The sequence below is a fragment of the Caballeronia telluris genome, assembly GCF_001544495.1.
Lineage (GTDB): Bacteria > Pseudomonadota > Gammaproteobacteria > Burkholderiales > Burkholderiaceae > Caballeronia > Caballeronia telluris.
In genome coordinates this window covers 191,825-205,431 of the sequence record NZ_FCNZ02000007.1, presented here as the reverse complement: position 1 = coordinate 205,431, position 13,607 = coordinate 191,825, and the positions used below count along the sequence as shown (strand labels likewise).

Sequence of the window (13,607 nt, the reverse complement as noted above, 5' to 3'; positions counted from 1 at the left end):
ACGTGAAATCCATCACCTCGCGGGACAATCCGCTCTATAAGCGCCTGAAAGCGCTCGCCGGTTCCACGGCGCAACAGCGTCGAAGCGGCCACGCGCTGCTCGAAGGGCTGCACCTCGCGTCCGCCTATCTCGACGCCGCCGGCCAGCCAGAGACGTGCATCGTCACCGAAGGCGCGCTGCAGCACGAGGAAGCGCGCGCGATCGTCGCGCGTATCGAGGAAAAGCATGTGCACACGCTGCCCGATGCGCTGTTCGGCCAGCTGTCGAGCGTCGTGCATGGCGTCGGCATGCTGCTTCTGGTCGAAAAGATCGACGCGCCGCTGCCCGCGCGCGTCGCGACGACCTGCGTCGTGCTCGACGGCGTGCAGGACGCGGGCAATGTCGGATCGATCCTGCGAAGCGCGGCGGCGGCGGGCGTGCAGAACGTGTTTTGCGCGCCGGGCACGGCTTACGCGTGGTCGTCGAAGGTGCTGCGCTCGGCGATGGGCGCGCATTTCCTGCTAAATATCTTCGAGGATGCCGAGCCGGCCGACCTGATCGCGCGGCTCGACGTGCCGGTGACGATTACCGATTCGCATGGCGCACAGGCGATCTACGAATGCGACCTGTCGGGCGAACTCGCGTGGGTATTCGGCAACGAGGGCGCGGGCGTGTCGCAGATATGGCGCGATGCGGTGACGCATCGCGTGACGATTCCGCAGCCGGGCGGCATGGAGTCGCTCAACGTGGCGGCCGCGGCCGCCGTGTGTCTTTTCGAGCAGTGCCGCCAGCAGCGCGCCACTTGAACCTCAGTAATACGACGGCCGCTCCAGTTTGATTTCCTGGAGGATGGTCGTCGCGATCTCCTCGATCGACTTATGCGTCGAGGAGAGCCACTTGACCCCCTCGCGCTTCATCATCATTTCCGCTTCGTTGATCTCGTAGCGGCAGTTTTCCAGCGCCGCGTACTTGCTGCCCGGCCGCCGCTCGTTGCGGATTTCCGAAAGCCGCAGCGGATCGATCGACAGACCGAACATCTTGTCGCGATGCTCCAGAAGTGGCGTCGGCAGCTTGCCGCGCTCGAAATCTTCCGGGATCAGCGGGTAATTGGCGGCTTTTACGCCGTACTGCATCGCGAGATACAGACTCGTCGGCGTCTTGCCGCTGCGCGACACGCCAACCAGGATCACGTCGGCGTCGGTCAGATTGCGGTTGCTCTGGCCGTCGTCGTGGGCGAGCGAGAAGTTGATCGCCTCGATCCGGTTCTTGTACTCCTCGGTATCCGCGTTCTGGTGCACGCGCCCCATGGCGTGCGTCGACTTGATTTCCAGTTCGTGTTCGAGCGGCTCGATGAAGGTCTGGAACATGTCGAGCACGAGCGCATTCGACGACTTCACGATCCGGTTCGATTCGCTGTCGACGAGCGTGGTGAAGACAATCGGACGGCGCCCGTCGAGCGACACGGCCTCGTTGATCTTCTCGACGGTCGCAAACGCCTTGTCGCTCGAATCGACGAACGGCACGCGCACGAGCCGGAATTTCTGGTCGAACTGGGAGAGGATCGAGTGCGCGAAGGTTTCGGCAGTGATCCCGGTACCGTCGGAGACGATGAATACGGATGGCGGCATCGGTGAAAGAGGGAACGAGAGTGGGCGAACGCGCTCAAATTGGTACGCTTTTCATTGAGCGGACTAAAAGCCTACTGAACAGGGACGATGTGCGCCGGCGCACCGTGAACGGCGATTAAGCTGCGCATTTGTCGGCTCGGCAGAACATTTCAAGAGCCAGCACGGTAGAATAGCGGCAACCTGTTCGATAAGCAATTGCGAACAATTTGATATCGAATTTCGTCGTTTCCGCCCGGATTCGCGCGATTTTCCTGCAAATCGGCGTCGATTCGAGCAAATAATGATCGACTCCGCGCATGTCCGAAACGCGCTTTTCGACCGCCGCGGACTATTTTGCGATAGCTCATCAAACAGGTTGTGCAAGGTACGGCACGCGCTTTCAACGGGCGCGGCCGCACGAGAGCCCGCTTGCATGATCGAGAATTTCATCCACCTCAGGGGCTTGTATGACTAACGCAGTCAATGTTGCGAAAGATGTCGCAAAGGATCAGGCGTATGTAGTTCCATTCGAGCAGTTGCGAATGACCGATGTCGAAATCGTCGGCGGCAAGAACGCGTCGCTCGGCGAAATGATCAGCCAGTTGGCGAGCGCCGGCGTGCGCGTGCCCACGGGCTTCGCCACGACGGCATTGGCCTTTCGCGATTTCCTCAATCACAACAATCTGACCGAGCGCATCGCGAAGCGCCTCGAAACGCTCGACGTCGACGACGTGAAGGCGTTGGCCGAAGCCGGCAAGGAAATTCGCCAATGGATCGTCGATGCGCCGATGCAGCCGCGCCTCGAAGCGGACATCCGCGCGGGTTTCGACACGCTGCAAAACAGCTCGCCTGAAGAACTGTCGTTTGCCGTTCGTTCGTCGGCCACCGCCGAAGACTTGCCGGACGCGTCGTTCGCGGGTCAACAGGAAAGCTATCTGAACGTGGTCGGCGTCGAGGACGTGCTCGACCGCATGAAGCACGTGTTCGCGTCGCTCTACAACGACCGCGCCATCTCCTATCGCGTCCACAAGGGCTTCACGCACGCTGAAGTCGCGCTGTCGGCGGGTGTGCAGCGCATGGTCCGCTCGGACGTGGGCGCCGCGGGCGTCATGTTCACCATCGACACCGAATCGGGCTTCAAGGACGCCGTGTTCATCACGTCGAGCTATGGCCTCGGCGAAACGGTCGTGCAGGGCGCCGTCAATCCGGACGAGTTCTACGTCTTCAAGACCACGCTCGCCGCAGGCAAATATCCGATCATCCGCCGCTCGATCGGCTCGAAGCTCATCAAGATGGAATTCACGAAAGCGGGCGAAGAAGGCCGCGTGAAGACCGTCGACGTGACGCACGAGCAGCGCAACCGCTTCTCCATCAGCGACGACGACGTGATCGAACTCGCGAAATACGCGGTGATCATCGAGAAGCACTATCAGCGTCCGATGGACATCGAGTGGGGCAAGGATGGTCGCGACGGCAAGATCTTCATCCTGCAGGCGCGTCCGGAAACCGTGAAGAGCCAGGCGGCCGGCAAGGCCGAGATGCGCTTCAAGCTGAAAGGCCAGTCGAACGTGCTCGCCACCGGCCGCGCGATTGGCCAGAAGATCGGCGCGGGCCCCGTGCGCGTGATCCACGATCCGTCGGAAATGGAACGTGTGCAGCCGGGCGACGTGCTCGTCGCCGACATGACCGACCCGAACTGGGAACCGGTGATGAAGCGTGCATCGGCCATCGTGACGAATCGCGGCGGGCGCACCTGCCACGCGGCGATCATCGCGCGCGAACTGGGCGTGCCGGCGGTCGTCGGCTGCGGCGACGCCACCGACGTGCTGAAGGAAGGCGCGCTCGTGACGGTCTCGTGCGCGGAAGGCGACGAAGGCAAGATCTACGACGGCCTGCTCGAAACCGAAGTCACCGAAGTCCAGCGCGGCGATCTGCCCGAGATTCCGGTCAAGATCATGATGAACGTCGGCAATCCGCAGCTCGCGTTCGACTTCTCGCAACTGCCGAACGCAGGCGTCGGCCTCGCGCGGCTCGAGTTCATCATCAACAACAACATCGGCGTGCATCCGAAGGCGATTCTGGAGTACCCGAACATCGACGCGGACCTGAAGAAGGCGGTCGAGAGCGTCGCGCGCGGTCACGCATCGCCGCGTGCGTTCTACGTCGACAAGCTGACCGAAGGCATCGCCACGATCGCGGCGGCGTTCTATCCGAAGCCCGTGATCGTGCGTCTGTCGGACTTCAAGTCGAACGAGTACAAGAAGCTGATCGGCGGTTCGCGCTACGAGCCGGACGAAGAAAACCCGATGCTCGGTTTCCGCGGCGCGTCGCGTTACATTTCCGACGACTTCGCCGAAGCGTTCCACATGGAATGCATTGCGCTGAAGAAGGTGCGCGAGGAAATGGGGCTGGACAACGTCGAGATCATGGTGCCGTTCGTGCGCACGCTGAAGCAGGCGGAACGCGTGGTTGGGCTGCTGGAGAAGTTCGGCCTGAAGCGCGGCGTGAACGGCCTCAAGCTCGTCATGATGTGCGAAGTGCCGTCGAACGCGATTCTCGCCGAAGAGTTCCTGCAGTTCTTCGACGGCTTCTCGATCGGTTCGAACGACCTCACGCAGTTGACGCTCGGCCTCGACCGCGACTCGGGCATGGAACTGCTCGCCGTCGACTTCGACGAACGCGATCCGGCCGTGCAGTTCATGCTGAAGCGCGCCATCGAAACGTGCCTGCGCCTCGATAAGTACGTCGGCATCTGCGGACAGGGTCCCTCGGATCACCCGGACCTCGCCGAATGGCTCGCGAAGGAAGGCATCAAGTCGATGTCGCTGAATCCGGATACGATCATCGATACGTGGCAGACGCTCGCGAAGGCGTTGAACAAGTAAGCAAGCATCCCATGGCGGCCTCGCGATAGCTTTTTCGAGATGGCTGCCGTGCTATAAACACCCCGGATATTCCGGGGTGTTTTCGTTTGGAGACTGGCATGGCCTCAAGCGGACTTTTCTGGTGGATCGTAGCCGGCGCGCTCGTCGTGGCCGAGTTGCTCACGGGCACGTTCTACCTGCTGATGATCGCGCTCGGTTTCATCGCGGGCGGGCTCGCGCATTGGTTCGGCGCGACGCTCGCCGTCGAGCTTGCGGCAGCGGCGGGCGTGGCGTTGGTCTCGGTGGTCGGACTGCGCCGATCGCGCTTTGGTAACTGGAAGAAGCGCGACGCGTCGCGCGACGTCAACGTGAATCTCGACATCGGCGAGACGCTGCAGGTGAACGAATGGCACGAAGGCCGTGCGCGCGCGATGTATCGCGGCGCGCAATGGGATATCGAACTCGCGCCGGGGGAAACCGAGGGCGCGGGCTGGTACCGGATCACGGCGATGCAGGGCAACCGGCTGGTCGTCGCGGCAAAGCGTTGAATAACTAAAGGAGTTTAAAAATGGACGTAACCATCGTCGGGGCAATCCTGCTGGTGATCGTGGTCGTGATCGCCGTGCGGACCGTCAAGATCGTGCCGCAGCAACATGCGTGGGTGCTCGAACGCCTCGGCCGCTATCACGCGACGCTCACGCCCGGTCTCACGATCGTGCTGCCGTTCATCGACCGCGTGGCGTACAAGCATGTGCTGAAGGAGATTCCGCTCGAAGTGCCGAGCCAAGTCTGCATCACGCGCGACAACACGCAGTTGCAGGTGGACGGCGTGCTGTATTTCCAGGTGACGGACGCGATGAAGGCGTCCTACGGTTCCAGCAACTTCGTGTACGCGATCACGCAGCTTTCGCAGACGACCTTGCGCTCCGTGATCGGCAAGCTCGAACTCGACAAGACCTTCGAGGAACGCGACTACATCAACCATTCGATCGTCACCGCGCTCGACGAAGCAGCGTCGAACTGGGGCGTGAAGGTGCTGCGCTACGAGATCAAGGACCTGACGCCGCCGAAGGAAATCCTCCACGCGATGCAGGCGCAGATTACCGCCGAGCGTGAGAAGCGCGCGGTGATCGCGGCGTCGGAAGGGCGCAAGCAGGAGCAGATCAATATCGCGTGGGGCGCGCGCGAGGCCGCGATCCACAAATCCGAAGGCGAGCGTCAGGCGGCCATCAACCAGGCGCAGGGCGAGGCGTCGGCGATTCTGGCCGTCGCCGAGGCAAACGCGCAGGCGATCGAAAAGGTCGGCGCCGCTATTCAGACGGGCGGCGGCATGGACGCGGTGAACCTGAAGATCGCGGAACAGTATGTCGGCGCGTTCGGCAACATCGCGAAGCAGGGCAACACGCTGATCGTGCCCGGCAATCTCGCGGACATGAGTTCGATGATCGCCTCCGCGTTGTCGATCATGAAGGGCGACGGCGGCAGCGTGATCCGCAAGAGCTGAACAAACAAAGGGCGCTGACCGTGAGGTCAGCGCCCTTTTTCTATCGGCGATGCCAACGCGTCAGCGCGTCGACGTGCGCATGATGCGCGCCTTTTCGCGTTCCCAGTCGCGCTTCTTCTCGGTTTCGCGCTTGTCGTGCATCTTCTTGCCCTTCGCGAGACCGATCTCGCATTTCACGCGGCCGCCTTTGTAATGAAGATTGAGCGGCACGAGCGTGTGGCCGCGCTGCTCGACTTTGCTGATCAGCTTCGAAATCTCTTCCTTGTGCAAGAGCAGCTTGCGCGTGCGCACAGGGTCGGGGTGAATGTGGGTGGAGGCTTCCGGCAGCGGGCTGATGTGCGCGCCGATCAGATACAGCTCGCCGTCACGAATGATGACGTAGCCTTCCTTGATCTGCGTGCGGCCGGCGCGGATGGCCTTGACTTCCCACCCTTCAAGCACGAGCCCGGCTTCGTAGCGATCTTCGATGAAGTAATCGAAGAAGGCTTTTCTGTTGTCGATGATGCTCATGAATGGAAAGTGCCCAACTCGTTTAAAATCCTGATTTTAGCAGCGCGGCGCCGGACGGGGCCGAACCTCGCCTGTAACGTCTGACGATGCAGGCCGCGATGCTTCCCACTCTTGCCACTGTGTTGCGCCCTTTATGGCAGATGTCCAGAAAACCGTGTTGATCCGCCACTCGGCGGAACAGATGTTCGGCCTCGTCACCGACGTTGCCGACTACCCCAATTTCCTGCCGTGGTGCGGTGGCGTCGAAGTCCGGCGTCAGGACGAAACCGGCATGGAAGCGAAGATCGACATCAACTTCAAGGGAATCAAGCAGCACTTCGCGACGCGCAACACGCAAAAGCGTCCGACCAGCATCGATATGGAGTTCATGGACGGTCCTTTCAAGAAGTTCACGGGCTTCTGGCGTTTCACGCCGTTGCGCGCGGATGCGTGCAAGATCGAATTCGCGCTGCATTACGAGTTTTCGAACGTGATCCTGGAAAAGATCATCGGGCCGGTGTTCAGCCACATCGCCAATACGTTCGTCGATTCGTTCGTCAAACGCGCCGATCAGAAGTACGGCAAGGCATGAGCATGCGCATCGATGTCTGCTATGGCTTGGCCGGTGAACAAAGCTTCCTCGCGACGCTCGATCTGCCCGAAGGCGCCACCGTGCAACAGGCCATCGACGCGAGCGGCGTGCTTGCGCGCCATCCCGAAGTCGATCTGACGACGCAGAAGGTCGGCGTGTTCGGCAAGCTCGCGCCGCTCGATGCCGTGCTCGCCGAGTTCGATCGCGTGGAGATTTACCGGCCGCTGAAGGTCGATCCGAAGATGGCGCGTCAGCGGCGCGTCGAGAAGACGCGCAAGGCGGGGTCGATCGAAGGGCGGAAGTGGCAGTCGAAGGACTCGCGGTAGGGCGCCTTAGCGTCGCGCCGCCAGTAAAAAGGCCGTTCCGGCTTGCGCCGGAACGGCCTTTTTGTCTTTTGCGGCAAGCGTCAGCGCTTGAGCTTCGCGAACGCCGCCGCCATGGCCCCACCCGGCTCCGACTCGCGACGATTGTTGCCGCGCACGTCGCGCGCGCTGCCGCCGCCGCGCCGGTCCTGCGCGCCGCGCTGCGAACCCGCGCCCGCTCCCGTCGCGGCGTTGGCCGGGGCGAAATCGTCGTCGAGACGCATCGTGAGCGCGATGCGCTGGCGCTTCACATCGGTTTCGAGCACCTTGACCTTTACCACCTGACCCGCCTTCACGACTTCGTGCGGGTCCTTGATGAACTTCGTCGACATCGCCGAGACGTGCACGAGCCCGTCCTGATGCACGCCGATATCGACGAACGCCCCGAAGGCCGCCACGTTCGTCACGACGCCTTCCAGCACCATGCCCGGCGTGAGGTCCGAGATTTTCTCGACGCCTTCGCGAAACGTCGCCGTCTTGAACTCCGGACGCGGATCGCGGCCCGGCTTCTCCAGCTCGGAGAGAATGTCGCGCACGGTCGGTAGCCCGAAGCGCTCGTCGACGAATTCAGCCGGCGAGAGGCCCGAGAGCGACTCGCGACGGCCGAGCACATCGGCGACGTGCTTGTTGATCTTCGCGAGAATGCGCTCGACGACCGGATACGCCTCCGGATGCACCGACGAACGGTCCAGCGGATTCACGCCGTTGTTGATCCGCAAAAACCCGGCGGCCTGCTCGAAGGTCTTGTCGCCGAGACGCGGCACCTTCTTCAGATGCTCGCGCGACGGGAACGGCCCGTTCGCATCGCGGAATTCGACGATATTGCGCGCGAGCGTCGCGTTCAGCCCCGACACGCGCGCGAGCAGGGCGACCGACGCCGTGTTCGCATCGACGCCGACCGCGTTCACGCAATCCTCGACGACCGCATCGAGCGAGCGCGCGAGTTCGCGCTGGTTCACGTCGTGCTGATACTGGCCGACGCCGATCGCTTTCGGCTCGATCTTGACGAGCTCGGCGAGCGGGTCTTGCAGCCGGCGCGCGATCGAGACGGCACCGCGCAACGACACATCCAGTTCCGGAAACTCCTTCGCGGCGAGTTCGGACGCCGAATACACCGACGCGCCCGCTTCCGAGACGACGATCTTCTGCAAATTCAGTTCCGGATGCTTCGCGATGAGTTCGCTCGCGAGCTTGTCGGTTTCGCGCGAAGCCGTGCCGTTGCCGATGCTGATCAGTTCGGCCTGCGTCTGCGCCGCGATGCGCGCGAGCTTCGCGAGCGAGCCGTCCCAGTCGCGACGCGGCTCGTGCGGGAAGATCGTGTCGGTGGCGAGCAGCTTGCCCGTGCGATCGACGACCGCGACCTTCACACCGGTGCGCAGTCCCGGATCGAGACCGATCACGGCCTTCGGACCGGCGGGCGCGGCGAGCAGCAGGTCCTTCAGGTTGCGCGCGAACACGCGGATCGCTTCGGCTTCCGCTTCCTCGCGCAACTGCGTGAGCAGGTCGTTTTCGATGCTCGGTTGCACCTTCACGCGCCAGCACCAGCGGCAGACGTCGGAAAGCCATTTGTCGGCCGGGCGCCCCTGGTTCGCGATGCCGAAATGCTGCGCGATCATCGCTTCGCCGGGATGCGGCACCTGCGCGTCGAGTTCTTCGCCGAGGCCGAGTTTCACCATCAGCACGCCGGCGTTGCGTCCGCGAAAGAGCGCGAGCGCGCGGTGCGACGGCACGGTGCGGATCGTCTCGCTGTACTCGTAGTAGTCGCGGAATTTCTCGCCTTCGTCGCCCTGTTTGCCATCGACCACCGTCGATATGACGCGGCCCTGGTTGAACAGGTAGTCGCGCAGCTTGCCGAGAATCTCGGCTGTTTCGCCGAATTGCTCGGAAAGAATGTCGCGCGCGCCGTCGAGCGCGGCCTTCACGTCGGCGACGCCTTTCTCCGCGTCGACGAACTTAGCGGCTTCTGCTTGCGGGTCGAGTTTCGGATCGGCGAGGAGCGCGTCCGCGAGCGGCTGCAAACCGGCTTCGCGGGCGATCTGCGCGCGCGTGCGACGCTTCGGCTTGTACGGCAGATACAGGTCTTCGAGGACCTGCTTGCTGTCCGCGCCTTCGATCGCGGCGCGCAGTTCGCCGGTGAGCTTGCCCTGTTCGTCGATGCTGTGGATGATCGACGCGCGGCGGTCTTCGAGTTCGCGCAAGTACAGGAGCCGTTCTTCGAGATTGCGCAGTTGCGTATCGTCGAGATTGCCGGTCACTTCCTTGCGATACCGGGCGATGAACGGGACGGTCGAGCCTTCGTCGAGGAGTTGCACGGCTGCGGCGACCTGGCGCGGCTGGACGCTCAACTCCGTGGCGATGCGCTGTACGATCTTGACTGCTACGGTTTCCGTCATGGGTTTCTGCACTGCCTGCTGGCTCATCAAGGGCGTCGGCGCTTTCGTGGAGCACTCGCGCGATGCTCGCGGGAGCTTTGGGGCACGAGCACGCCGGCCGGGTTGGTGAAGCGGGGCATTTTGCCATAAATGCCGGGGCGTCCCGGCGCGCGGTGATAGAATTTCGGGATCGTTCAAGCCGCTTGCCCATCACGTTGCCGACCTCCCGCCTGATCCACGTCCCGCCGAGCGTATCGTCCGCGAGCGCATCGAAATCCGCCGTCGCTTCGTCCTTTGCCCTGCCGTGGCGGGCCGTCTCGCCGGCTGTACGGCGGGCCGCCGCGCTCACGTCGTCGTTTGCCGTGCTGGTCATGATCGCAGCGATGCCGGCGCACAATGCGCTCGCGCAGACCGCGAAACCGAAGCCGATCGATCCGACTACGTCGGTGAGCGCGAAACCGCTCGGCGAATCGGCGGAGGCGGACAATGCGTCGGCGTCGAGCGCGGATTCCGGCTTCGACGGCCGCCAGAAGGCGCTGAACAAGCGCACCGAAGCGAACGACTACCGGTATGGCGTTGCGCAGCACGACTGCTACAGCACGTTCTTCGTGAATCACTGCCTCGATAAGGCGCGCGACCAGATGCGCGTGGAGCAGCGCAGCATCCGCACGGAGCAACTCGCGCTCGACGACGAGCAGCGCGTGCAGCACGCGAAGGAGCGCGACCAGCAGGCGGCGGTCAAGCGCGCGCAATACGAAGCCGACGCACCGCAGCGCGGGGCGAACGAGAAGGCAAACGAGACGTCGTTTGCCGAGAAGCAGCGCCAGAACGAACTGGCGGCAGCGCAACGCAACGCCGAGGCGCCGCAGCGCGCCGCGAACGAGGCCGCCTATCAGCGCAAGCAGGCGGACTACCAGAAGCAGCTCGACGAAGCGCGCGCGCGCGGCGCGCAGGACGCACGCGATCGCGAGGCAAAGGCGGACCGCTATGCCGAAAAGCAGCGGCAAGCGGAACTGCACAAGACGGAAGTCGAGGCGCGCCAGAAAGAGGCGGCGGCCAAGCAGCAGCAGAAGGCGCTCGAAGCCCAGCAGGAGCAGCAGCGTCAGCAACAACTGAAACAGCAGCAACAGCAACAACAGCCGCAGCAACAGAACAAGTAGCACCTTCGGGCCGGACAGCAACCTCGGGCGAAGCCGCGTCTCGATGCATGTCGATGTGGATAGCGCCGTGATGTGAGGAGGCGAGCATGCAACAGCGTTTGACCAACACGCCAGGCGTGACCGTGGATGCAGCCATGATCCGCGATCGCATCGCGCAATTGCAGACCGAGCATCACGATCTCGATACGCTGATCGGCAAGATGGCGACCGTGCCCGGCATCAACGACCTGGAGCTAAGGCGCCTGAAAAAGCGCAAGCTCAAGGTGAAAGACACCATCATCCTGCTGCAATTGCAGCTGGAGCCGGACGCGCACTGACGCCGCGCATCGACCGTGCATCGCGCGCGCGCCGGCATTCGCAGGAACCGCTTGCCTTGAACTCACCCGCATCCCCGACGCATACGAACGCGAACCCGAGCGCGACTCCGGACGACGCCATCGCGCCGCTCGTCCTCGCGGACAAGCGCCGCGCCGAACTCGATTCCATCTTTTCTGCCGCTGGCGTGCTCGCAAGCGCCATCGACGGCTATCGTCCGCGCGCGTCGCAGATCGACATGGCGCGCGCCGTGGCGGCCGCGATGGAAGCGTCGGGCCGCGCGATGCCCGAGCCCGCGATGTTCGCGGCGCAGCGCCGTCCCGCGCGCAAGCTCGGACCGTCCGATGCGCCGAAGTCGAGCGTCGACGAGCAACCGGACGAAGTGGGCATCGCGACCGCGAAGGCGGCGATCGACGGCGGCGAAAACACGCTGATCGTCGAGGCGGGCACGGGCACCGGCAAGACCTACGCGTATCTCGTGCCGGCGATGCTGTGGGGCGGCAAGGTCGTCGTTTCGACGGGCACGAAGCACTTGCAGGACCAGCTGTTCCAGCGCGACATCCCGACCGTGCGCGACGCGCTCGCCGTTCCCGTGTCGGTCGCGATGCTCAAGGGCCGCGCGAACTACCTGTGTCACTACTACCTGCAGCGCACCGCCGACAACGGCCGCCTGCCGACGCGCCAGGACACGTCGCATCTGCAGGACATCATCCGTTTCGCGAAGATCACGCGTACCGGCGACAAGGCCGAGCTGGCGAGCGTCCCGGAGAATTCGCCGGTCTGGCCGATGGTCACGTCCACGCGCGACAACTGCCTCGGCCAGGAGTGTCCGCATTACAAGGAGTGCTTCGTCATGCAGGCGCGCCGCGAGGCGCAGCAGGCGGACATCGTCGTGGTGAATCACCATCTGTTCTTCGCCGACGTCATGCTGCGCGACACCGGCATGGCCGAACTGCTGCCGACCGCGAACACCATCATCTTCGACGAAGCGCATCAGTTGCCCGAGACCGCGACGCTCTTCTTCGGCGTGACCGTCTCGACGACGCAGTTCCTGGAACTCGCGCGCGATACGGTCGCGGAAGGCCTGAGCCACGCGCGCGACGCCACCGACTGGACTAAATTCGGCGCGGCGCTCGAACGCGCGGCGCGCGACGTGCGGCTCGCGTTTCGCGAGGATTCGGTGCGCATGTCGCTCGGCCAGCTCGCCGACGATCATCCGCTCTTTGAAGCGCTCGACGCGCTCGAAACGCATCTCGACGCGCTCACCGCCGCGCTCTCGGCGCACGCGGAGCGGGCGGAATCGCTTCAGGCGCTCGTGCGCCGCGCGCGCGAGTTGCAGACGCTGCTCGCCGGCTGGACCGCGCCGCCGACGTCGACGGAACGCGCGGTCGTCGAGAACGAAGCGGCGGCGAAAGAAGCCGCGAAGGCCGATCCGAACGAGATGGTGCGCTGGATCGAAGTGTTCTCGCACACGGTGCAGTTGCACGAGACGCCGCTGTCGGTCGCGCCGATTTTCGCGAAGCAGCGCGCGGGCGTGCCGCGCGCGTGGATTTTCACGTCGGCGACGCTTTCGGTGCGCGGCGACTTCACACACTATGCCGCGCAGATGGGCCTGAACGCGCGCCGTTCGATGACGCTGCCGAGCCCCTTCGACTATCCGACGCAGGGGCTGCTTTACGTGCCGCGCAACCTGCCGCAGCCGTCGTCGCCGCAATTCACCGATGCCGTGTTCGAAGCCGCGCTGCCGGCGATCGAGGCCGCGGGCGGCGGCGTGTTCGTGCTGTGCACGACGCTGCGGGCGGTGGACCGCATCGCGAATCGTCTGCGCGAGACGATCGAGCGGCGCGGCTGGGAGACGCCGCTCCTCGTGCAGGGCGACGCGAGCCGCACCGAACTGCTCGATCGCTTTCGCGCGTACGGCAATGCGATCCTCGTCGGGAGCCAGAGCTTCTGGGAGGGCGTCGACGTGCGCGGCGACGCCTTGTCGCTCGTCGTCATCGACAAGCTGCCGTTCGCGCCGCCGGACGATCCGGTGCTGTCGGCGCGGCTCGAAGCGCTGACGAAAAAGGGCTTGAGTCCGTTCGCGGTGCATCAGTTGCCGCAGGCGGTGATCACGCTCAAGCAGGGCGCGGGCCGGCTGATTCGAGCGGAGACCGATCGCGGCGTGCTGATGATCTGCGATACGCGGCTCGTCGACAAACCTTACGGGCGACGCATCTGGCAAAGCCTGCCGCCGTTCAAGCGCACGCGCGAGATCGACGTCGTGCGCGAGTTTTTCGCGAATCCCGCCGGCGGCGACGCGATCGCGGAGGAATAAAAAAACCCGGCTGTCGAGCCGGGTATTTCGTCGGACCTTCGCTTCG

The 13,607-nt window shown here is 63.9% G+C and carries 12 protein-coding genes; 9 read left to right on the top strand and 3 right to left on the bottom strand.

Annotated features, from left to right (window positions below; all coding sequences use genetic code 11):
- The first annotated feature begins 2 nt into the window (after positions 1 to 2).
- The gene (locus tag AWB66_RS11575) at positions 3 to 785 is read left to right on the top strand and encodes a TrmH family RNA methyltransferase (RefSeq protein ID WP_087630434.1); all 783 of its coding nucleotides are present in this window, start codon (positions 3 to 5) and stop codon (positions 783 to 785) included.
- A gap of 3 nt (positions 786 to 788) precedes the next feature.
- On the opposite strand, the gene ppsR is transcribed toward AWB66_RS11575, so the two are convergent.
- A complete protein-coding gene (gene ppsR, locus AWB66_RS11570) occupies positions 789 to 1,607 on the bottom strand; it encodes a posphoenolpyruvate synthetase regulatory kinase/phosphorylase PpsR (RefSeq protein WP_087630433.1) in 819 nt (272 codons plus the stop codon).
- Positions 1,608 to 2,053: 446 nt separating this feature from the next.
- On the opposite strand from ppsR, the gene ppsA reads away from it, so the two are divergent.
- From ppsA to AWB66_RS11555, 3 genes are all read left to right on the top strand, one after another.
- The gene (ppsA, locus tag AWB66_RS11565) at positions 2,054 to 4,471 is read left to right on the top strand and encodes a phosphoenolpyruvate synthase (protein ID WP_087630432.1); all 2,418 of its coding nucleotides are present in this window, start codon (positions 2,054 to 2,056) and stop codon (positions 4,469 to 4,471) included.
- Positions 4,472 to 4,569: 98 nt separating this feature from the next.
- The gene (locus AWB66_RS11560; protein WP_087630431.1) at positions 4,570 to 4,998 is read left to right on the top strand and encodes an NfeD family protein; all 429 of its coding nucleotides are present in this window, start codon (positions 4,570 to 4,572) and stop codon (positions 4,996 to 4,998) included.
- Between the two features lie 20 nt (positions 4,999 to 5,018).
- Complete coding sequence (locus AWB66_RS11555; RefSeq protein WP_087630430.1) at positions 5,019 to 5,954, top strand: SPFH domain-containing protein; 936 nt, start codon at positions 5,019 to 5,021, stop codon at positions 5,952 to 5,954.
- A 60-nt stretch (positions 5,955 to 6,014) separates the two neighbouring features.
- Here the strand turns inward: AWB66_RS11555 and smpB are convergent, their stop codons facing one another.
- Positions 6,015 to 6,464, bottom strand: a complete 450-nt coding sequence (gene smpB, locus AWB66_RS11550; RefSeq protein ID WP_087630429.1) for an SsrA-binding protein SmpB — start codon at positions 6,462 to 6,464, stop codon at positions 6,015 to 6,017.
- A gap of 133 nt (positions 6,465 to 6,597) precedes the next feature.
- Here smpB and AWB66_RS11545 point away from each other — a divergent pair, with 133 nt between their 5' ends.
- Entirely contained in the window at positions 6,598 to 7,035 is a 438-nt protein-coding gene (locus AWB66_RS11545) for a type II toxin-antitoxin system RatA family toxin (RefSeq protein ID WP_087630428.1), read from the top strand.
- Positions 7,032 to 7,361, top strand: a complete 330-nt coding sequence (locus AWB66_RS11540) for an RnfH family protein (RefSeq protein WP_087630427.1) — start codon at positions 7,032 to 7,034, stop codon at positions 7,359 to 7,361. Before AWB66_RS11545 ends, AWB66_RS11540 begins: the two co-directional genes overlap by 4 nt.
- Positions 7,362 to 7,441: 80 nt before the next feature.
- On the opposite strand, the gene AWB66_RS11535 is transcribed toward AWB66_RS11540, so the two are convergent.
- Complete coding sequence (locus tag AWB66_RS11535) at positions 7,442 to 9,790, bottom strand: Tex family protein (RefSeq protein WP_087630497.1); 2,349 nt, start codon at positions 9,788 to 9,790, stop codon at positions 7,442 to 7,444.
- A 182-nt stretch (positions 9,791 to 9,972) separates the two neighbouring features.
- On the opposite strand from AWB66_RS11535, the gene AWB66_RS11530 reads away from it, so the two are divergent.
- The 3 genes from AWB66_RS11530 to AWB66_RS11520 all read left to right on the top strand — a co-directional run bounded on the left by AWB66_RS11530 (position 9,973) and on the right by AWB66_RS11520 (position 13,561).
- The gene (locus AWB66_RS11530; protein ID WP_235021089.1) at positions 9,973 to 10,929 is read left to right on the top strand and encodes a colicin transporter; all 957 of its coding nucleotides are present in this window, start codon (positions 9,973 to 9,975) and stop codon (positions 10,927 to 10,929) included.
- Positions 10,930 to 11,015: 86 nt separating this feature from the next.
- On the top strand, positions 11,016 to 11,246 hold the full coding sequence (locus tag AWB66_RS11525) for a DUF465 domain-containing protein (RefSeq protein WP_165829913.1): 231 nt from the start codon (positions 11,016 to 11,018) through the stop codon (positions 11,244 to 11,246).
- 56 nt (positions 11,247 to 11,302) lie between these two features.
- Positions 11,303 to 13,561: a DNA repair helicase YoaA gene (locus AWB66_RS11520; protein ID WP_087630426.1), complete on the top strand. Its 2,259-nt coding sequence runs from the start codon at positions 11,303 to 11,305 to the stop codon at positions 13,559 to 13,561.
- The last annotated feature ends 46 nt before the right edge of the window (positions 13,562 to 13,607 follow it).

Coding starts and splice junctions, on each gene's coding strand:
- ppsR (WP_087630433.1), bottom strand. CDS start 1,607: ATGCCGCCATCCGTATTCATCGTCTCCGACGGTACCGGGATCACTGCC.
- ppsA (WP_087630432.1), top strand. CDS start 2,054: ATGACTAACGCAGTCAATGTTGCGAAAGATGTCGCAAAGGATCAGGCG.
- AWB66_RS11560 (WP_087630431.1), top strand. CDS start 4,570: ATGGCCTCAAGCGGACTTTTCTGGTGGATCGTAGCCGGCGCGCTCGTC.
- AWB66_RS11555 (WP_087630430.1), top strand. CDS start 5,019: ATGGACGTAACCATCGTCGGGGCAATCCTGCTGGTGATCGTGGTCGTG.
- smpB (WP_087630429.1), bottom strand. CDS start 6,464: ATGAGCATCATCGACAACAGAAAAGCCTTCTTCGATTACTTCATCGAA.
- AWB66_RS11545 (WP_087630428.1), top strand. CDS start 6,598: ATGGCAGATGTCCAGAAAACCGTGTTGATCCGCCACTCGGCGGAACAG.
- AWB66_RS11540 (WP_087630427.1), top strand. CDS start 7,032: ATGAGCATGCGCATCGATGTCTGCTATGGCTTGGCCGGTGAACAAAGC.
- AWB66_RS11535 (WP_087630497.1), bottom strand. CDS start 9,790: ATGACGGAAACCGTAGCAGTCAAGATCGTACAGCGCATCGCCACGGAG.
- AWB66_RS11525 (WP_165829913.1), top strand. CDS start 11,016: ATGCAACAGCGTTTGACCAACACGCCAGGCGTGACCGTGGATGCAGCC.